The organism is Pseudomonas sp. AC242 (genome assembly GCF_979258655.1).
On sequence record NZ_OZ409873.1, the window covers coordinates 2,082,520 to 2,102,259 of the forward strand.

Sequence of the window (19,740 nt, forward strand, 5' to 3'; positions counted from 1 at the left end):
ACCAGCCCTGTAGGAGCTAACGAAGGCTGCGATCTGTTGATCTTCCAACGGCGAAAGATCGCAGCCTTCGGCAGCTCCTACAGAACGGGCTTTAGCTGTTGGTGCGGATTTTAGTCACCTATTGATCTAAAGCCCGCCCTATAAAAATCGCCGGCCTGTTGCACATCACAGGTAGGCAGAAGGTGTATTGGCTGTTCTGGCCTCATCGCTGGCAAGCCAGCTCCCACAGAGACTGTGGTGTTCACAAATTCCATGTGGGAGCTGGCTTGCCAGCGATGAGGCCAGTAGCAGCACCGTGTAAAAGGATCTGCCCATGTTCTCCAGGCTCATTTTATTCAGCGCATGTGCGCTTTTAACGCCGTTCAGTTGGGCCGCACCGCAACCCGCGTTAACGGTCTACGGCGAACCCGCCAAATACGCCCCCGACTTCCAGCACCTGGCCTACGCCAACCCCGATGCACCGAAGGGCGGCAGCCTGCGCCGTTCTTCGCTGGAAAGCGGCCCGTTCGATCACCTGATTCCCTATACCGACAAAGGCACTGGCGTGGCCGACATCGATGGCTGGCTCTACGCACCGCTGGCCTATCGCAGCAAGGACGAGCCTTACAGCGTCTACGGTCTGGTGGCGCAGCAGATGGAGCTGGATCCGGATCGCCGCTGGATACGCTTCTACCTGAACCCGAAGGCGCGTTTCGACGACGGCACGCCGATCACCGCCGAAGACGTGCGCTACACCTTCAACCTGTTCACCACCCAGGGCAGCCTCAAATACCGCCAGCAGTTTCGCGATGTCGCTGAAGTCGTCGTGGAGTCGCCGACGCAAGTGCGCTTCCTCTTCAAGAACAACGACAGCCGCACCTTGCCGCTGGATCTGGCGACACTGCCGGTGCTGCCCGAACATTGGTGGCGGACCCGCGATTTCGCCGAGGGCGGCGGTTTCGAGATCCCGCCCGGCAGCGGTCCGTATAGCCTCAGCGCGGTGGATGCCGGGCGCAGCGTGAAATTCCAGCGGGTGCAGGACTGGTGGGCGAAGGATCTGCCGATCACGCGCGGTTTGTACAACTTCGATCAATTGAGCGTGGAGTTCTTCGCCGACACCGACGTGTCACGGCAGGTGCTCAAGGCCGGTGGCTTTGATTACAACCGCGAATTCTCCGCCACCAGTTTCACCATCGGTTACGCGGGGGTCGCACTGGAGCAAGGCAAATTACTCCGCGAACATCTTGCACCCGGTGCCGCTCAAGGCGCGCAGGGCTTTGTGTTCAACCTGCAGAAACCGCCGTTTCAGGATCGTCGCGTGCGTCAGGCGATCGCCATGCTCTGGGATTTCGAGTGGACCAACCGACAGATGATGCGCGGCATGTACCTGCGTCAGCGCAGCTTCTTCTCCCACAGCGCACTGGCGGCCACGGCATTGCCGGATGCCGAAGAGTTGAAGATTCTTGAGCCGTTGCGCGGACAGATTCCCGATGAAGTGTTCACCACGGTGTTTGAAGCACCGAAAACCGATGGCAGCGGCAACGTCCGCGCCGAACAGTTGCAGGCTTTGAAATTGCTCGAAGCCGCTGGCTGGAAACCCCGTGGCGATCAATTGGTGAACGCCAATGGCGAGCCGCTGCACTTCACGTTTCTCAATGGCCAGAAAGGTTTCGAACGACTGTTGTTACCGTTCAAACGCAACCTCGCGCAGATCGGCATCGGCTTCGATATCCGTCAGGTCGACACCGCGCAATACACCAACCGCGTGCGCAATCGCGACTACGACATGATCGTCGCCGGTTACCCGGTGAGTCAGGCGCCGGGGCGCGAAATGTTCAATTACTTCGGCTCAGATGGCGCCGCTGATCCTGGCTCGAACAATTACATGGTGCTGCGCGATCCAGCCATCGATGCCCTGCTCGAAGGGCTGGTGCGGGCCGACAATCGCGAGAGTCTGCTGCGCCATGCTCATGCGTTGGATCGGGTGTTGCAGTGGGGCTATTACTGGGTGCCCAACTATTACCCGCCGGGGATTTCCACGGTGTGGTGGAACCGCTTCGGCCGACCGGCGATTGCGCCGCTGTACGACGCCGGCCTCGACACCTGGTGGGAAATCAGCCCGACTGCACTGACCACAAGCGAGATGCACAAGGAGTACAGCCATGTGGGGTTATAGCCTGCGGCGTCTGCTGCTGATCGTGCCGACCTTGTTCGCGATCCTGCTGGTCAACTTCGTTATCGTCCAAGCCGCGCCCGGTGGCCCGGTGGAACAGGCCATCGCGCGCTTGCAGGGAATTGGCGTCGGCGCGGCGGTGGGTTCCAGCCATGTCGAAACCGTCGGTGGCGAGTCTCGCGCCACCCGAGGGCTGGACCCGAAACTGCTGGCCGATATCGAGCGTCAGTACGGCTTCGATAAACCGGCCAGCGAGCGTTTGTGGCTGATGCTCAAAAGCTATGCGCGACTGGATTTCGGCCAGAGTTTCTTTCGCGGTGCCAGCGTCACGCAACTGATCTGGCAGAAACTGCCGGTGACCTTGTCGTTGGGCGTGTGGGCGATGCTGATCACCTATCTGGTGTCGATTCCGTTGGGCATTCGCAAAGCCGTGCACAACGGCTCGGCGTTCGATGTCTGGAGCAGTGTGGCAATCATCATCGGTTATGCGCTGCCCGGATTTCTCTTCGCGCTGCTGCTGATCGTGGTGTTTGCCGGCGGCACGGCGCTGGACTGGTTTCCGGTACGCGGGCTGGTCTCGGACAACTTCGCCGAACTGTCGCCATGGGCCAAGGTGGCCGACTATTTCTGGCACTTGGTGTTGCCGGTGATTGCCTTGGTCATTGGTGGGTTCGCCACGTTGACCATTCTGACCAAGAACAGCTTTCTCAATGAGATCTCACGACTGTACGTGGTCACAGCGCGTGCCAAAGGGCTGAGTCAAAGGCAGGTGTTGTACGGCCATGTGTTTCGCAATGCGATGCTGCTGGTCGTCGCCGGTTTGCCACAAGCATTGGTGACGGTGTTCTTCGGCGGCTCGCTGTTGATCGAAGTGATCTTTTCCCTAGATGGTCTCGGCCGTCTCAGTTACGAAGCGGCGGTGGCGCGCGACTATCCGGTGGTGTTCGGTTCGCTGTTCATCTTCACCCTGTTCGGCCTGCTGATAAAACTGCTCGGCGACCTTTGCTACACGCTGGTCGACCCGCGCATCGACTTCACCGCGAGGGTTGCCTGATGTTGACGTTATCTCCGATCGGCCAGCGCCGCTGGGCGCGCTTCAAGACGCATCGCCGTGGTTGGTGGTCGTTGTGGCTGTTTCTCGCGTTGTTCGGCCTGAGCCTTGGCGGTGAACTGGTGGCCAATGACAAACCGCTGCTGGTGACGTATCAGGGCGACTGGTATTTCCCGGCGTTCAAGCGCTACACCGAGCAGGACTTCGCCGGTGAGTTGCCGTTTCAACCGGACTATCGCAGTGCTCAGGTGCGGCAATTGATCGAGGGGCAGGGCGGGCGAATGTGGTTTGCGCCGATTCCGTTCGCGTTCGACACGGTCAATTACGACCTGACGGAGCCGGCGCCGAGTCCACCCAGCGGCGACAATTGGCTGGGCACCGATGATCAGGCGCGCGACGTGCTGGCACGGGTGATATTTGGCACCCGCGTGTCGCTGCTGTTTGCCTTGGCGCTGACGGCGGCGAGTGCGCTGATCGGCATCGCCGCGGGGGCCTTGCAGGGTTACTACGGCGGCTGGGTCGACCTGATCGGTCAGCGCTTGCTGGAGGTCTGGTCGGGGCTGCCGGTGTTGTACCTGCTGATCATTCTGTCCGGGTTTGTCGAGCCGAATTTCTGGTGGCTGCTGGGGATCATGGCGCTGTTTTCCTGGTTGAGCCTGGTCGATGTGGTGCGGGCCGAATTCCTGCGCAGTCGCGGTCTGGAGTACGTCAAAGCGGCGCGGGCGCTGGGTGTAGGTGATGCGCAAGTGATCGTTCGGCACATCCTGCCCAATGCCATGAGCGCAACGCTGACTTATCTGCCGTTCATCCTCACTGGGGCAATCGCAACCTTGTCAGCACTGGATTTTCTCGGTTTCGGCATGCCGGCGGGCAGCGCTTCGCTGGGCGAGTTGATCGGCCAGGGCAAGAGCAATCTGCAAGCACCGTGGCTGGGTTTCACCGCGTTCTTTGCGTTGGCGCTGATCCTCTCGCTGCTGGTATTCATCGGCGAAGCCTGCCGCGATGCGTTTGATCCGAGGACTTGAGATGCCTGAACACTTGATTGAAATTCGTGACCTGCGCGTCGCCTTCAATGGCCAGTCTGTGGTGCACGGCATCGACCTCGATATCCGCCCCGGCGAGTGCCTGGCACTGGTCGGCGAATCCGGTTCGGGCAAATCCGTCACGGCGCACAGCATTCTGCAATTGCTTGACCCGGCCATCACCCGGATCGACGGCAGCATCCGCTATGACGGCACGGAACTGCTGGGCGTGCATGAGCGCTACTTGCGGCAATTGCGTGGCAACCGCATCGCAATGATTTTTCAGGAGCCGATGAGCTCGCTGAACCCTTTGCACACGATTGAGCGGCAACTGGGTGAAAGCCTTGCGCTGCACAAGGGGTTGGCTGGAGCGGCTGCACGTCAGCGAATTGTGCAGTTGCTCGAACTCGTGGGTATTCAGCGCCCGCGCGAGCGGCTCAAGGCCTATCCGCATCAACTCTCGGGCGGTCAGCGCCAACGGGTGATGATTGCCATGGCACTGGCTTGCGAGCCGCAGTTGTTGATTGCCGACGAGCCGACCACGGCGCTGGACGTGACCGTGCAACGCAAGATTCTGCTGTTGCTCAAAGAACTGCAGGAGCGCCTGGGCATGGCGCTGTTGATCATCAGTCATGATCTGAATCTGGTGCGCAATATCGCTCAGCGGGTGGCGGTCATGCGTGGCGGGGTGATTGTCGAACAGGCGCCCTGTGAACAGTTGTTCAGCGCGCCGCAGCATCCTTACAGCATTGAGTTGCTCAATGCCGAGCCGGGTGGTGAGGCATTGTGCCGTGAGCCCGCCGAGGATTTGCTGGAGGTGCGCGATCTCAATGTGCGCTTCCGTTTGGGCGGTGGTTGGCTGCGCGCGAAGTCTTGGTTGCACGCGGTCAACGGCATTGATTTGCATCTTCAGCGCGGCAAGACTTTGGGGATTGTCGGCGAATCCGGTTCAGGCAAGTCGACACTGGGCCAGGCCATTCTGCGTTTGCTCGATGCCCAGGGCAGCATCCGCTTTCAGGGCGAGGCGCTGGAGCACTTGAGCGGCAAGCAACTCAGACCGCTGCGCAAACGTCTGCAAGTGGTGTTTCAGGATCCGTTCGGCAGCCTCAGCCCACGCCTGTGCGTGGAGCAGATCATCGCTGAAGGTTTACAGGTGCACAGCGATTTGAACGCCAGCGAGCGTGAGAGGGCAGTGATTGAAGTGTTGCATGAAGTCGGTCTCGATCCGGCTACCCGCCATCGCTATCCCCACGAGTTTTCCGGTGGTCAGCGGCAACGCATCGCCATTGCCCGGGCGCTGGTGCTCAAGCCCGACTTGATCCTGCTGGATGAACCGACGTCGGCACTGGATCGCACGGTGCAAAAGCAGATCGTCGCGTTGTTGCGGCGTTTGCAGGCGGAGCACGGCTTGACCTATCTGTTCATCAGCCACGATCTGGCGGTGGTGCGCGCGTTGGCCCATGACTTGATTGTGATGAAGGACGGTGAAGTGGTGGAGCGTGGCGAGACGAATGCGCTGTTTCATGCGGCGCAGCATCCGTATACCCGGGAGCTACTGGCCGCTTCGTTCACCGGGTAACCCTGTAGGAGCTGTCGAGTGAAACGAGGCTGCGATCTTTTGACTTTGCTTTCTAAAAAAACAGGGTCAAAAAATCGCAGCGTGCCGCAGCTCCTACTGGGCCGAAACGCAAGAATCCCGCCACAGGGGGCGGGATTCTTGTGTCACTGAACGCGTTATTACGACGGGAACAGCTCGGACAGTTTCATCGACAGCATCATGTCGCCTTCAACGCGTAGCTTGCCGCCCATGAAAGCCTGCATGCCGTCGGTTTCGCCGCTGACGATACCTTTCAGGGTTTCGCTGTCCAGCACCAGCGTGCAGTTGGCATCCGGGTTTTCGCCTTCCTGGATATCGCAGGTGCCGTCTTTGACGATCAGCGAGTACTGCTTGTCTTCGTCAGTGATGTTGAAACCGAAGACCAGATCCAGACCGGCAGCAGCGGCTGGGTTGAACTTGGCTTGCATTGCTTTTACGGCATCGGCTACGGAGGTCATGGTTCGATCCTTATGAGGTTGATTACAGCAAGGTTCACAGTTAACCGGACTCAGCGAAAAGTGATGAGTTCCGGAGCCTTCAACAGCTGCAGATGTGCATGACTGTTGAAGGCGGCCAAAGCCACCTCGCGACCGCGGAACTTCAGCAGGTTGAGCGAGGTGTTGACGATTTGCCAGTTCAATTCAAAAGCCTGTTTAGCCGGCATTTGCGTAATGAGGTGGAGCAGGGCGGTGATGGTGCCGCCGGAGGTGAACACGGCGATTTTCTGGTTTTTATCGGCCAGATCAAGAATCCGCTGCAGCCCGGCCTGAACGCGTTCGACGAACCCCAGCCAGCTTTCCAGCCCCGGTGTGTCATAAGTGCCGGCCAGCCAGCGCTCGATGATCAGGGCGAAAATGCGTTGGAATTCGCCACGGTTTTGCGCGGCGTTGCGCAAGATGTCGAGCGCTTCCGGCTCGTCCGCCAGCATGTCCGGGAGCAGCGCGCGGATGACCGCGTCAGCATCGAATTCGTTGAAAGCGGAATCGGTTTCCAGCGTCGGCACCGGCAAACCTTTGGCGGCGAATTGCGCCAGCGCGCTGGTGGCCGTGTGCTGCTGACGACGCAGGTCGCCGGCAAGGCAGCGATCGAAGCTGATACCCAGTTCAGCGAGGTGCTGACCGAGGATTTCTGCCTGGCGCACACCGGTCGGCGAGAGGACGTCATAGTCGTCTGCACCAAAGGAGGCCTGGCCATGTCGAATCAAGTAGATGCTGCCCACGTCCGCGTCATCCCGGTACGTTGAAGGTTGTGGCGAGGTTATGAGGATGACGGGTAGCTGTCAATGAAAAAACATACGCTTGTTTGAAATGCCCGTTACAGGGGTGTTGCCAGAGGTTTCACGGCTGGCCGACAAGCCGGCGCATGGGTATGCTGGAGCCATCCCGCGTGTGTCTGAAATCCGCGCATCGTTTAAGGAGTCTCTGTGGAGTTTTTCACCGAATACGCCAGCTTCCTGGCCAAGACCGTCACCCTGGTGATCGCCATTCTGGTGGTGCTGGCCAGTTTTGCTGCATTGCGCAGCAAGGGCCGGCGCAAATCGGCCGGTCAGTTGCAGGTCAGCAAACTCAATGATTTCTACAAGGGCCTGCGCGAACGCCTGGAGCAGACCTTGCTCGACAAGGATCAGCTCAAGGCCCTGCGCAAGGGCGAGGCCAAATCGGAGAAAAGCGAGAAAAAGAAGAAGAGCAAGCCCGAGACCAAGTCACGGGTGTTCGTGCTGGATTTTGACGGCGACATCAAGGCCTCGGCCACCGAAAGCCTGCGCCATGAAATCACTGCACTGCTGACCCTCGCCACACCCAAAGATGAAGTGGTTCTGCGTCTGGAAAGCGGTGGCGGCATGGTTCACAGCTACGGTCTGGCGTCCTCGCAACTGGCGCGTATCCGTGAAGCCGGCGTGCCGTTGACCGTGTGCATCGACAAGGTCGCGGCCAGCGGCGGTTACATGATGGCGTGCATCGGCGAGAAGATCATCAGCGCGCCGTTCGCGATTCTCGGCTCGATTGGTGTGGTCGCGCAGTTGCCCAACGTCAACCGTTTGCTGAAGAAACACGACATTGACTTTGAAGTCCTCACCGCCGGTGAGTACAAGCGCACCCTGACCGTGTTTGGCGAAAACACCGAGAAGGGCCGGGAGAAGTTCCAGGAAGACCTCGACATCACTCATCAGTTATTCAAGAACTTCGTCGCCCGCTACCGTCCACAACTGGCGATCGACGATGTCGCCACTGGTGAAGTCTGGCTCGGCGTCGCAGCACTGGATAAACAATTGGTCGATGAGCTCAAGACCAGCGATGAATACCTCGCAGACCGAGCGAAAAAGGCCGAGGTCTATCACCTGCACTATGCCGAGCGCAAAAGCCTGCAAGAGCGCATTGGCATGGCCGCCAGCGGTTCGGTTGATCGCGTACTGTTGAGCTGGTGGAGTCGCCTGACCCAGCAGCGTTTCTGGTAAATCGAGCAGGCATAAAAAAACGCCGGTCACATGACCGGCGTTTTTTTGTCCGCGCTAAACCAGAAGACTTAGCGGCGACGGAACAGCGGCAGCGGCTCGTCGGTGGCAGCCTGGTAGGTCACCGAAAAGTCCTTGAGACCTTCCAGGGCTTCGTACGGATCTTTGTCCGCACGCACGGCAAAGGCGTCGAAACCACAGCGGTGCATGTAGAACAGCTGATCGCGTAGCACGTCGCCAATCGCCCGCAGTTCACCTTTGAAACCGTAACGGTCACGCAGCAGGCGGGCGTTGGAGTAGTTGCGGCCGTCAGTGAACGCCGGGAAGTTCAGGGCAATCACCTGGAACTCGGCGACGTCTTCACCGATTTCTTCGGCTTCTTCGTCGGCGTCCAGCCATACACCCAGACCACCGTCGCGAGCCTTGAGCATGCGGCTGTGTTCGCGCCACAGTTGCAGCGGCACGATCAGATCGTCGCAGTTACTGATCTCGTCGATGTTGAAATCCTTGGGCAGCAAGTGCCAGGTTTCGTCGACGACCTCGTTGTTCTTAATGATTCGCTGCATAGACGCGTTCCTTGAAGAGGTCGATGCCAATACGCTGGTAGGTGTCGATGAAGCGCTCGTCTTCGGTACGTTGTTCAACGTACACGTCGATCAGCTTCGAGATCACGTCCGGCATGGCTTCCTGAGCGAAGGACGGGCCGAGGATCTTGCCCAGGCTCGCATCACGGCTGGCGCTGCCGCCGAGGGAGACCTGGTAGAACTCTTCGCCTTTCTTGTCGACGCCGAGAATGCCGATGTGGCCGACGTGGTGGTGACCGCAGGCGTTCATGCAACCGGAGATGTTCAGGTCCAGCTCGCCGATGTCGAACAGGTAGTCGAGGTCATCGAAGCGGCGCTGGATCGATTCGGCAATCGGGATCGACTTGGCGTTGGCCAGCGAGCAGAAATCACCGCCAGGGCAGCAGATGATGTCGGTCAGCAGGCCGATGTTCGGCGTAGCGAAACCGCCTTCACGCAGTTCGCCCCAGAGGGTGAACAGTTGGCTTTGCTCGACGTCGGCAAGAATGATGTTCTGCTCGTGCGAGGTGCGCAGCTGACCGAAGCTGTAGCGGTCGGCCAGATCGGCGACGGCATCGAGCTGCTTGTCAGTGATGTCGCCCGGGGCAACGCCGGTCGGCTTCAGCGACAGGGTCACGGCGACATAACCCGGCTTTTTGTGCGCCAGGGTGTTGCGGGTACGCCAGCGGGCGAAACCCGGATGCTCTTTGTCCAGCTCGGCCAGTTGCGCAGTCTGGTTGTCCAGCGCCTTGTAGTCCGGGTCGACGAAGTGCTTGGCCACGCGCTGCAGTTCAGCGTCGGTCAGTGTGGTCTGGCCACCGCGCAGGTGTTCCATTTCCGCATCGACTTTCTGTGCGAACACTTCAGGCGTGAGTGCCTTGACGAGGATCTTGATCCGCGCCTTGTATTTGTTGTCGCGACGGCCGTAGCGGTTGTAGACACGCAGGATGGCGTCGAGGTAGCTCAACAGGTCCTGCCATGGCAGGAACTCGTTGATGAACGCGCCAACGACTGGCGTACGACCAAGGCCACCGCCGACCAGCACGCGGAAACCCAGTTCGCCGGCGGCGTTGTGCACCGGCTCAAGACCGATGTCGTGGACTTCAATGGCCGCACGGTCAGCGGTCGAACCGTTGACGGCGATCTTGAATTTGCGCGGCAGGTAGGCGAATTCCGGGTGGAATGTAGTCCACTGACGGACGATTTCGCACCATGGGCGCGGGTCGATCACTTCGTCGGCAGCGACACCGGCGAACTGGTCAGTGGTGACGTTGCGCAGGCAGTTGCCGCTGGTCTGGATCGCGTGCATCTGCACGGTGGCCAGTTCAGCCAGAATGTCCGGGATGTCTTCCACCGCCGGCCAGTTGAACTGCACGTTCTGCCGCGTACTGATGTGGGCGTAGCCCTTGTCGTAGTCGCGGGCAATCTTGGCCATCATGCGCGTCTGACGCGAAGTCAGCTGGCCGTAAGGCACCGCCACACGCAACATCGGCGCGAAGCGCTGGATGTACAGGCCATTTTGCAGGCGCAGGGGGCGGAATTCTTCTTCGCTCAGCTCACCTGCCAGATAGCGTCGGGTCTGATCACGGAACTGCTTGACGCGGTCCTCGATGATCCGCTGATCGTACTCGTCGTATACGTACATATAAGTCCTGTTCTCAGGCTTGGGCCATTCGGAGTAGCACTGCGTTTTCGCTTGCCGGAGTCCGATTGTGCCTCTGCAATTCTGCGCGCACGGCCGCGCACTCCCTAACGGAGCCGGGGCAATATACCCGTTTGCAGTTATGCGCAAAAGTGATGTTTGAGTATATGTAAAGAACCAAATCGCCTAACGAGAATCGCTGTCGACTAATCTACATTTGTCGTGCGGACAATCATCGTCTTAACTGTGGTCGAGTCTTTCTGCAATCACCGATAAAACCGACAAGAGGCGATGCAATGAGCAATCCGACCAAGGCAAGAAAAAGCGACAGCAGTGTCGATGCGTGGGCCATTTTGTTCCTGATCATTCTCGTGGTAGGAACAGCGGTATTCTGGGTCAGCCATCAGTAAACGACCCATCCGGGCCCGCTTCCGACAAATTGTCGGACAAAAGCGGGATCAGGCATCAATAGCCGGTGGAACGAGGGCTATAATGCGCGGCCATTTTTCCTTGGGCCCGGATGCTTCATGTTCAAGCTTTTGCAAATCAGTCTTCTGTTGTTCGTCGCGCTGTTCCAGACCGGCGCGCGGGCAGAGTCTGTGCTGTTTTTGAATCCGGGTTCGACGCAGGAAGCCTTCTGGGTCAGCTATTCGCAATTCATGCAGGCGGCCGCCCATGATCTGGGCATCGATCTGCAGATTCTCTACTCCCAACGCCAGCCCGAACTGACCCTGGCTCAGGCGCGTGTCGCGTTGCAGGGGCCGAATCGTCCCGAGTACCTGGTGTTCGTCAACGAACAATACGTCGCCCCGCAAATTTTGCGTCTGGCCGAGAACAGCGGCGTGAAGCTGTTTATGGTCAACGCGGCACTGACACCTGACCAGCAAGCGCTGGTCGGCGAACGGAATGACCGCATCGGCAGTCTGGTGCCGAACGACGAGGAGGGCGGTTACCTGATGATGAAGGAACTGATCCGCCTGCACCCGCCGACGCCCGCTGCCGAACCGATTGAAGTGTTGGCGTTCTCCGGGCTGAAAGTCACCCCCTCGGCGCAATTGCGCGAGCGTGGCATGCAACGGGCGCTGGCCGAACACCCTCAGATGCGTCTGCGGCAATTGGTCTACAGCGGCTGGAACCAGGAACGCGCCTATGAGCAGGCCAAACAGCTGTTCGCCCGTTACCCGAAGGTGTCGCTGGTGTGGTCGGCCAATGATGAAATGGCTTTCGGCGCGATGCGCGCGTACGCCGAGACCGGCAAAGTCGCCGGCAAAAATGCCTTGTTCAGTGCGGTCAACACCTCACCGGCGGCCTTGCAGGCGCTGGTTGACGGGCGCCTGAGCGCACTGGTCGGTGGACATTTCACCTTGGGTGGCTGGGCGTTGGTCGCGTTGCATGACGTTGAGCAGGGCGTCGATTTGAATCACTACGGCGGCCGTGACCGGCAGATTCCCTTGTTGCAATTGATCGACAAATCGCATGCCCGGCAAATGCTGGCCATGGGCAAGTCGCCGAACTACGGCGTGAATTTCCGCAAGCTCTCGGCCAAGGGGCAACCGGTGTCGTATCGCTACCCGTTCACCTTGCAGACCCTGATGCGCTGATCACGTCAGACCCCGGCGAAATGCAGCACCAGTTTCACGATGGCAAATAGTGTCAACGCAAACACCGCCGTGAACAGAATGCCCAGCACCACGAAATGGCTGGGCTTGCCATGGGTGAAGTCCCTTGCCCGGTTCTTGCCGCTCTGCACCCCGAACGCCGCCGCCATCACACTGTGCAGCATCTGCCAGAAGGTCGGTGGTTTGTTGTCGATTGGATCGTCCATAAATCCCCCTTCGAAATCGTGCATTTGAAGCATAGTCAAAGGCGCCAGCGGTGCCTCGGTCTTTTGATTCAGATGACTTGTTACAACTGATACCGATCGCCAATAACTATGTATCGCAGTACAGCGGGGCAGAGATGGTGTGCTGTCGCTCCATTTACAGGAGCGATGTATGTCCCCCAATTCCCTTACTGCCCAGGACAACGGGCCAGCCAGACCTCAAGCCACGGACAGTTTCCACGCGCAGTTCCTGGAAGCCGCAGTACCGCAATGGCTGATCGATGCCAGCGAGCCGAGAAGGACGGCGATCAAGCGCGCGGGGACGGTGATGCCAGACTGGTACGCGCGCGCGTCATCTGCACAACGCCAGATTCTGGATGCCAGTTTCAAGAGCAGTGTCACGGCGCAGGTGCAATTGGACAACACCCTGTCCAGCTTCAAAGACATCGACGCGTTTGCCCGGCCTTTACTGCTTGAAGCGTTGAAAAGTCGCCATCAGGTGGATGTCGACGTCGATAAGACCTTGTTATGCCTCAAGCGTCCTTTGGTCATGGGGATCTTTCAAGCGGAAATCGGTTCTTTCGAGGTCTTGAAGTTGCCGCTGCTGCAGGCGGCTCTGCACAACTTCGAAAGTCAGGAGTGCAAGTACGGTGCCTTTCACCGCAGTTCCGGTTTCATCGTAGAGACCACTACTCCCGGCATTTACACGCCAGTGCCCGTTAACGTCTCGGTCAGAGGATTTCTGAACCTGTGCCGCGACCTGGACATCGGGGCGAAATACCAGGCGTATCTCAAGGCTTTTTTCCACCCGGCGGACACTGCGGCAGAAACGCTGTTGCGCGAGCATTTCATTGCCAGTCAAAAGGCCGCCCTGAGGGCGGCGGCCGAACGCGCGTTGTTGGCCGGGGATATTCAGCCAGAAGATCACGCCATGATTCTTTCCGTCGTCGATGGTGAAAAACATCCAAGGGTGGGAGGCAAACCCGTCTGGTTTCATGACTTGGGCCTGATGGGGGAAAGGCTGGTGGGCTGCGTCGCCTTCACGATCGCTGAAAAGCGTCGGTCGTACGATGCAACGATTCTCTATGTGCCCAATGATCCCGAGCATCCGCTGAAACGCTACTCCGGCAAGCAAGCCAACGAAACGTTCAAGCGCCTGTTTACCACTCGCGATGCACAACAGGCACAGAGTGCCGAGCCGACACCCTATCAGCGGTTTTTCAGCCAGTTTTTGCCTTATGCCAAGCGCCCCTATTACTTCAGCCAGTTCGTACAGGAAGCTGACGATGCATCAACTGATCTGCTTTGGTCGCCGTGGCGCAGGATCATCGAGGTCATTACCCCGGCTTACCCGTTTATCGCGATCCAGGAGCTGCCACCCAGGCATACGAAAATGCAGCCTGATCCTGATCCTTATCTGGGCGCCTCGCTTTTGCGTCACGAAGGCGATGGTCATTGGGCCGAGAATTCGGATTTGTGGACATATCTCTATGAACAGCATCGCGACAGGGTGTTGGCCGACGCGCGCAGTCATGCGGTTCCGACCGCTGACGTCAACATCAAGGCGCGCGACGCCAAACTGGCGGCCTTGCTGCAGGTCGGGTTGCTGGGGCTGAACATGGTGTCGATGTTCGTCCCGGTGTTGGGCGAGGTCATGATGGTGATCATGGCCGGACAACTGTTATTCGAAACCTTCGAAGGCGTAAAAGAGTGGAGCGAGGGCGACAAGCACGCCGCCAAGGCGCACCTGGTGGATGTGGCAGAAAACCTTGCGCTGATCGCTGTGATGGCTGGCGCGGGCGCGGGGTTCAATCGACTGGCTGCCGTCAAGCCTGAGCCGGTGATCGAAGATCTGCACCCGGTGACATTGCCCACCGGTGAAACACGTTTGTGGAAATCCGATCTGAGCGGCTATGAACATCCTGTCACGCTGAGTGATTCGACCGGGCCGAATGACCTGGGGCAACACGCTATCGACGGTAAAACCTACATCCGTCAGGGTGACAAGTTCTACGAACAGTTTTTCGATCCCTCGACGTCGCAATGGCGCCTCAGGCACCCCACTGAACCCAACGCTTACCAGCCCGTCCTTGGGCACAACGGCCGGGGTGCCTGGCGCCACACGCTGGAACGCCCGATGTCCTGGGACACGCTGACACTGCTGCGGCGCATGGGGCATGTGACCGAGGGCCTTTCGGATGAGGCGTTGTTGATGCTGGCGCAGATCAGCGGTGTCAGCGACAACACCTTGCGCAAGATGCACCTGGATCATTTGCCACCGCCGCCGGAATGGCTCGACGCCATGCGTTTGTTCAAAGCGGATGCGTCGGCAGGGCAGGTCATCGAACAGTTGAGCGGGGCAGCGCGGATCGATGATCGCTATCTGTATGCACTTACCCTGGTCACCGAAATGCCGCGCTGGCCACTCGGTCGGGCGCTGGAAGTTTTTGAAGCGGCGGAATTGTCCGGGCCGTCCATCCGCTATGGCGCGGCAAAGCAACCGCCATGGGTCGTCCCCCGACCGGTTATCCAGCTCAGTCGTGCGCAGGTGTTGAACGGCGAAATGCCGGCGCGGATTCTGGCGGCGCTGGACGAAAACGAGATTACCTATCTGCTTGGCAGGGATGCGGCGCGACTCCATTCCGCCAGAGCAGACGCATTGCGCAAGCAACTCGCCGGTTTTGCCAATACACGCCAGCCTGCGATTTTTGCCAGCCTCTACGACGGCACTGAACCGCTCGATGCGCGTGTCAGCCTGCTGCAGCGCGAGTGTCCAGGTTTGAGCGAAGCAGCCGCGCAGGATGTGCTGGATCATGCCACTGCAGCACAGCTGGCGCGTATGGATACGACGGGGCGCTCGCCTTTGAAAATGCTCGAAGAGGCTCGCTGGCATGCACGTCAAGGACGCCAGACCCGCGCCTTTATCGGTTTGCGCAGTGCCAACCTTGCAACGGCGGACAGCCGACGATTGGCCTTGCACGCCTTGCGGCAATTGCCAGGCTGGCCGCCGACCCTGCGTCTGGAACTCCGTGAAGGCAGCACCACCGGAGCACTGCTCGACAGTCTCGGTGAAACAACCGCGCCGGATAAAAGATACCTGGTCAAGAACGGAGCATTTTTTCTCGCCTTCAATGAGCGCGGTGAATTGCTTAACCACGTTTCCGGGGCGGGCGACAACTTCTACAACTCGATCATGTATGCGCTGCCGGATGACGCACGTGCGGCGATCGGTCTGCCGCAGGTCAGTGACAGCCATGAACTGCAACGCAAAATCATCGAATACGCGCATATCCACCGCCGTGAAGCCGCACAATTGCTGGCGCCGCCACTCAAAGGGTTCAAGCCTCCGACACGGGTGAGCGCAACACTCAAGGGCTACTACGCAAGCGGGCGTGGCGCCAGCCTGCATTCCTCCGTCGCAGCGAGCGTGACGGAGCTTTATCCGAGTCCGCAACAGGCCGAGGCATTTCTGCGCCAGCAGCGTGGCCGGACCGACAGGCAAATTTTCACTGAGCTGGGCGCGCGTCGGCGCGAGTGGGAGGCGCTCAACGCCACACTGGATCAATGGCAGGCCGGCCCGACTGGCAGTCAGGCTGGACAACACCAGTGGTCATTCTCTCAAGCGCTCAGGGAGGCTTGGCGCAATGGCCCGCTCGCGGAGCACTCAGCCGAAGCGGCGCGTCTGTCGCTGGTGTGTGAGACGCCGCTGCCGGTGATCACCACGCGTTTTCCCCATGTGCGCGAACTTTCGGTGACAGGCAGCGGCATCACGGATGCCAATGCCGACGCCTTCATCGCGTTGTTCCCCAATGTCACCCGGCTGACCCTGGGGGATCTGGGCCCCAGCTATGGTCAACTGCCCGCCAGGCCTCAACCACTCACCTCATTGCCCGAGGCGGTCACTCGGTTGTCCGGGCTGACCCACCTGCGGTTTTCGACCTATGCGCCGGAATTGGCCGAGAGTTTTACGTACAGGCTCAGTGCGTTGACGTCTTTGCAGACGTTACGCATCGACTATTCAGGATTCGACTCGACAACCCTGCACGCGCTGGATCTTTCACCGCTGAGTGGTTTGCGTGCTTTGCAAGTCAACGCCCCCTACGCATTGCGACAGTGGCCGGCTTACGTCGAGCGGCTGGAACAGCTTGAGCGTCTGGATTTGACACGTACCTCGATCGACACACTGCCCGATGCTCTCTACAGCGGGCACGAAAGGCTTTGGGCCGGACTCTCGCTGGACTGGTCGAAACTGAGTCGGGCGGCGTTCAGGCGCGCTTTTGAATACGTCAAAAACTATTCAGGCTCCTTCGGCCATCTGGTCGATCTGGAACAAATGGTGAGCGAGTATTGCCGCGCAGAACTGGACTTCATGGCCGTGATGCCGAACTTCAGCGATCCTCTGCCGCAGAGATTCAATGAGGTCTGGACAACGCCCGAAGCGAGACTGCTGGCGATTGACCAGCTCAGGGTCGAACACGATGAAATCTTTGCGCAGTTCTACGCCCCGTCCCAGCAGGGCGGGCTGCGCAACCCGGCACTTCGCTGGCAATGGGCGACCGGACGCAGCGCTGGCGTTTTAAGGGCGCTCAAGAGCAGCTGGAATGGCGCGCTTCGTCAGCGTTACGGCGTGAGGGCAGACCTTTCCACATTTGCCCTGCCTGAGTCAGGGCCGAGCCTTGGAGGACTGACATCGGCCGAGAAGATCCTCACGCTGCCGTCATTGCCGGCGGGCAGTTTTCCCCACGTTTCTACGTTGCGCCTGGGGTTGCTCGACGTTCCCGTCGAACAGGCTCGCGGGTTTATCAGAGGTTTCAGCGGTGCTGAAATACTGGATGTCAGTGGCAATGCGTTCACCGAACTGCCGTTTACCGCCAGTGAGCTACCGGCCTTGACCGAACTCGACTTGTCCAATAACAACCTGCTCGTCACACCGCCAGTGCAAGCGCAATTCAATGATTTGCCGCGCATCGAGGTACTGAATCTGGGGCATAACCCGTTAAACACTCTCGATGTCAGGGCGATGACCGGGTTGCAGGCGTTGAACCTTCGCTCGACGAAGCTGCAATCCTGGCCCACCGGCGCCGAAAGTCTGCCGCAGCTGTCCTGGCTCGACTTGCGTGACAACGACATAGCGTCGCTGTCGCCTCAAGCACTGGCGCATCCCGATGCATTGATAAAAGCCAATCTGACGGGCAACGTCTTCAGTGCTGAAGGCGAGACCGCCCTGAATACGGCTTTGCGCCGCATCGAGCAGGCCAAAGGGCTTGGGCAGGGCGCATTGACACGCTTCGCCGAGGAGCCGGTGCCTGCACAGTTTCCACCGACGGAAACGGGCTGGTCTCTGACTGACCTGTTGTTACCCGTGCCCGAGCGCGGCGCCGTGATTGCGGACAAGGCGGGGAGGCTGGCGCACTTGCGGCGCCTGACCCCGAGCATGACGCCCGAACGCGCCCGGCTGCTATTGCGCAAGCTGCGTGAAGCGGGACGCAGCGATGTGCAGATAGACGCGCAAATCAGCCAATGGCAGCAAGCCAGTGAGGGCTTGATTCGCCAGTTGAATGACTGGCTGTATACCCGCGAGGTGCGCACTGGCAGGCGCCACATCACTGCGCAAAATCGCTCGTTCGCGGCTTTGCGCATCTGTGAAGCCTGGCTCGAGGGGCTGACGCCGGGCGCCGCTGGCGAAGCCATGGAGCTTAGGTTGCAAGGACTGCAGACCGGCGATCTACCTTCTCTGGATGCGCCACTTGCAGGGGTGACGACGCTGAACCTGCGCGGTGTGGGAATCAGCGAGCACGGGTCCGATGGCTTTCTGAATGCCTTTGCTGATCTGAACACATTGATCATCAGTGGCAATGACCTCGCGAATCTTCCAGGCGCGGTGCGCCGCATGCGCGAACTGGAACAACTGGAAATGCAACACTGCAACCTCTCGAGCGGCGCCAGTGTTTACCCGTTGCTGAGCCATAACCGTCTGCGCAGACTGGATCTGGGCTACAACATTCTGCAAGCCTTCAACCCGCCCGGCTTCGGCGTCCTCGAAACGCTGGATCTGCGCTACAACGCGTTGAACGATTGGCCCGCTGGCGTCTTGCAGGCTCGATACCTGCGCCGGCTGGATCTGCGCAGCAACAACATCGCGCACCTTCCCGAGACGCTTTTCGATGGCAATCACTCGCGCCTGGTAGCAGGCACCGATTTGTCCGGCAACGATGACCTGTCACTTTCTGCGTTACAGCAGCTCAGATACTTCAGTCGCGTGAATGCCTCTTCTCATGTCCTGGGCATTTCACGCGGGCAGATTGACGGGATGATTCACGCTCAGCTGTTTGGCGCCGACGTCAGCCCACTCGCCGAGCAGCCCATTGCCGGAAACGGTGGCGTGGTGGAAGGCGAAGATGGCGCCGTCGCAGGGCATGACCCCCATGCGGCCGTGTTGCCAGCCGAAAACATCTTTGACCCGGCCAACGACATTGCGCCAAGGGCATTGAATCCCTGGCTCGAGGGGGCTTCACCGCAATTGGCTGAAGTGAGAAGGGGTGTCTGGGCGCGATTGGCGCAAGAGCCAGGCCACGAGCGCTTTTTCCAGTTGATCCGACTGTTGCGCGATACCCGCGACTACAGGCTTGTGCAGGCCGATCTGACGCGCAGGGTGTGGGATGTCATGGACGCCGCAAGCGAAAACACCGAGCTTCGGGAGTTGCTGTTCCAAAGCGCTGAGTCCCATGGCACCTGTCCTGATGGACGAACTCTGACGTTCAGCGAAATGGAAGTGCGGGTGGCGGTGTATCGCGCCTTGCGCGAAATTCCACCGAATCGACTGATGCTCCGAGGGCGGGCCTTGTTGAGGTTGTCACGGCAGTTGTTTCGTCTGGAAAGGGTCGAGACCCTGGCCGAGGCCGCAGGGCAGGGGCATGATCGCGCCGAAATACGTCTGCGTTATCGGATCAGCCTGACCAGCGGTTGGGGGGACGGCGTGGATTTGCCCGGGCAACCGGCGTACATGCTATACGGCACGCCGATCAGCGACCAAATGCTGGCGCAATCGCGGGCATCGATTCTGGAGGCGGAGCGCACCGATGCACTGTTGGTGAGCATGGCATCGCGCGACTACTGGAACGAATATCTGCACGAGCGTTATCCCCAGGAAATGAATGCGATCGACCGCGCGGTGGCCGAGCAGCGTCACCAATCGCTCAGCGAGCTTGAGGATCGCCAGTCAAACGGTGAAATCGACAAAGAACACTACAACCTGGAATTGGCTGAGCTGAGCAGGACAATTGATGCCCTGCGCGTACAGAAAGTAGTCGAGCTGACCCGTCGAGAGATCAACGATCTTCGGAGTCTGGCCGATGAGTCGGAGCGCCCAGGCACGCTTTCAGCCAAGCCCGGGCCCTCGTGGCGTTCGTGACTGAGTGATTGACCGGGCTCGGGATTAG

General features: G+C 59.5%; 12 protein-coding genes. 7 read left to right on the top strand and 5 right to left on the bottom strand.

Annotated features, from left to right (window positions below; genetic code table 11):
• Positions 1 to 313: 313 nt before the first annotated feature.
• Genes ACZZ0A_RS09550 through ACZZ0A_RS09565 form a run of 4 tightly spaced genes read left to right on the top strand, consistent with a single transcriptional unit; the run spans position 314 to position 5,804 of the window.
• Positions 314 to 2,155 carry an extracellular solute-binding protein gene (locus ACZZ0A_RS09550; protein WP_463542945.1) on the top strand — a complete coding sequence of 614 codons (1,842 nt, stop codon included), beginning with the start codon at positions 314 to 316 and terminating at the stop codon, positions 2,153 to 2,155.
• The gene (locus ACZZ0A_RS09555) at positions 2,142 to 3,206 is read left to right on the top strand and encodes a microcin C ABC transporter permease YejB (RefSeq protein WP_463542946.1); all 1,065 of its coding nucleotides are present in this window, start codon (positions 2,142 to 2,144) and stop codon (positions 3,204 to 3,206) included. Before ACZZ0A_RS09550 ends, ACZZ0A_RS09555 begins: the two co-directional genes overlap by 14 nt.
• On the top strand, positions 3,206 to 4,228 hold the full coding sequence (locus ACZZ0A_RS09560; protein ID WP_095113382.1) for an ABC transporter permease: 1,023 nt from the start codon (positions 3,206 to 3,208) through the stop codon (positions 4,226 to 4,228). The genes ACZZ0A_RS09555 and ACZZ0A_RS09560 overlap by 1 nt, the downstream gene beginning before the upstream one ends.
• 1 nt (position 4,229) lies before the next feature.
• Positions 4,230 to 5,804, top strand: coding sequence for an ABC transporter ATP-binding protein (locus ACZZ0A_RS09565; protein ID WP_463542947.1), 1,575 nt, complete (start codon positions 4,230 to 4,232; stop codon positions 5,802 to 5,804).
• Positions 5,805 to 5,962: 158 nt separating this feature from the next.
• Here the strand turns inward: ACZZ0A_RS09565 and ACZZ0A_RS09570 are convergent, their stop codons facing one another.
• On the bottom strand, positions 5,963 to 6,280 hold the full coding sequence (locus ACZZ0A_RS09570) for an SCP2 sterol-binding domain-containing protein (RefSeq protein WP_007912567.1): 318 nt from the start codon (positions 6,278 to 6,280) through the stop codon (positions 5,963 to 5,965).
• Between the two features lie 50 nt (positions 6,281 to 6,330).
• Positions 6,331 to 7,041, bottom strand: a complete 711-nt coding sequence (locus ACZZ0A_RS09575) for a histidine phosphatase family protein (RefSeq protein WP_007912569.1) — start codon at positions 7,039 to 7,041, stop codon at positions 6,331 to 6,333.
• 204 nt (positions 7,042 to 7,245) lie between these two features.
• Here ACZZ0A_RS09575 and sohB point away from each other — a divergent pair, with 204 nt between their 5' ends.
• A complete protein-coding gene (sohB, locus tag ACZZ0A_RS09580) occupies positions 7,246 to 8,277 on the top strand; it encodes a protease SohB (protein ID WP_007912571.1) in 1,032 nt (343 codons plus the stop codon).
• A 68-nt stretch (positions 8,278 to 8,345) separates the two neighbouring features.
• Here the strand turns inward: sohB and ACZZ0A_RS09585 are convergent, their stop codons facing one another.
• Both ACZZ0A_RS09585 and ACZZ0A_RS09590 read right to left on the bottom strand, forming a co-directional pair.
• On the bottom strand, positions 8,346 to 8,840 hold the full coding sequence (locus tag ACZZ0A_RS09585) for a DUF934 domain-containing protein (protein ID WP_007912572.1): 495 nt from the start codon (positions 8,838 to 8,840) through the stop codon (positions 8,346 to 8,348).
• Positions 8,824 to 10,482 carry a nitrite/sulfite reductase gene (locus ACZZ0A_RS09590; RefSeq protein ID WP_007912574.1) on the bottom strand — a complete coding sequence of 553 codons (1,659 nt, stop codon included), beginning with the start codon at positions 10,480 to 10,482 and terminating at the stop codon, positions 8,824 to 8,826. Before ACZZ0A_RS09590 ends, ACZZ0A_RS09585 begins: the two co-directional genes overlap by 17 nt.
• 524 nt (positions 10,483 to 11,006) lie before the next feature.
• Between ACZZ0A_RS09590 and ACZZ0A_RS09595 the strand changes: the two genes are divergently transcribed.
• The gene (locus tag ACZZ0A_RS09595) at positions 11,007 to 12,080 is read left to right on the top strand and encodes an ABC transporter substrate-binding protein (RefSeq protein ID WP_463542948.1); all 1,074 of its coding nucleotides are present in this window, start codon (positions 11,007 to 11,009) and stop codon (positions 12,078 to 12,080) included.
• Between the two features lie 5 nt (positions 12,081 to 12,085).
• On the opposite strand, the gene ACZZ0A_RS09600 is transcribed toward ACZZ0A_RS09595, so the two are convergent.
• Positions 12,086 to 12,304: a DUF2970 domain-containing protein gene (locus ACZZ0A_RS09600; protein WP_007912583.1), complete on the bottom strand. Its 219-nt coding sequence runs from the start codon at positions 12,302 to 12,304 to the stop codon at positions 12,086 to 12,088.
• Between the two features lie 169 nt (positions 12,305 to 12,473).
• Here ACZZ0A_RS09600 and ACZZ0A_RS09605 point away from each other — a divergent pair, with 169 nt between their 5' ends.
• Positions 12,474 to 19,712 (top strand): NEL-type E3 ubiquitin ligase domain-containing protein, encoded by a 7,239-nt coding sequence (locus ACZZ0A_RS09605; protein ID WP_463542949.1) that lies wholly within the window; start codon positions 12,474 to 12,476, stop codon positions 19,710 to 19,712.
• The last annotated feature ends 28 nt before the right edge of the window (positions 19,713 to 19,740 follow it).

Excerpts from the sequence above, each read along its gene's own strand:
- ACZZ0A_RS09550 (WP_463542945.1), top strand. The coding sequence starts at position 314 with ATGTTCTCCAGGCTCATTTTATTCAGCGCATGTGCGCTTTTAACGCCG.
- ACZZ0A_RS09555 (WP_463542946.1), top strand. The coding sequence starts at position 2,142 with ATGTGGGGTTATAGCCTGCGGCGTCTGCTGCTGATCGTGCCGACCTTG.
- ACZZ0A_RS09560 (WP_095113382.1), top strand. The coding sequence starts at position 3,206 with ATGTTGACGTTATCTCCGATCGGCCAGCGCCGCTGGGCGCGCTTCAAG.
- ACZZ0A_RS09565 (WP_463542947.1), top strand. The coding sequence starts at position 4,230 with ATGCCTGAACACTTGATTGAAATTCGTGACCTGCGCGTCGCCTTCAAT.
- ACZZ0A_RS09570 (WP_007912567.1), bottom strand. The coding sequence starts at position 6,280 with ATGACCTCCGTAGCCGATGCCGTAAAAGCAATGCAAGCCAAGTTCAAC.
- ACZZ0A_RS09585 (WP_007912572.1), bottom strand. The coding sequence starts at position 8,840 with ATGCAGCGAATCATTAAGAACAACGAGGTCGTCGACGAAACCTGGCAC.
- ACZZ0A_RS09590 (WP_007912574.1), bottom strand. The coding sequence starts at position 10,482 with ATGTACGTATACGACGAGTACGATCAGCGGATCATCGAGGACCGCGTC.
- ACZZ0A_RS09595 (WP_463542948.1), top strand. The coding sequence starts at position 11,007 with ATGTTCAAGCTTTTGCAAATCAGTCTTCTGTTGTTCGTCGCGCTGTTC.
- ACZZ0A_RS09600 (WP_007912583.1), bottom strand. The coding sequence starts at position 12,304 with ATGGACGATCCAATCGACAACAAACCACCGACCTTCTGGCAGATGCTG.
- ACZZ0A_RS09605 (WP_463542949.1), top strand. The coding sequence starts at position 12,474 with ATGTCCCCCAATTCCCTTACTGCCCAGGACAACGGGCCAGCCAGACCT.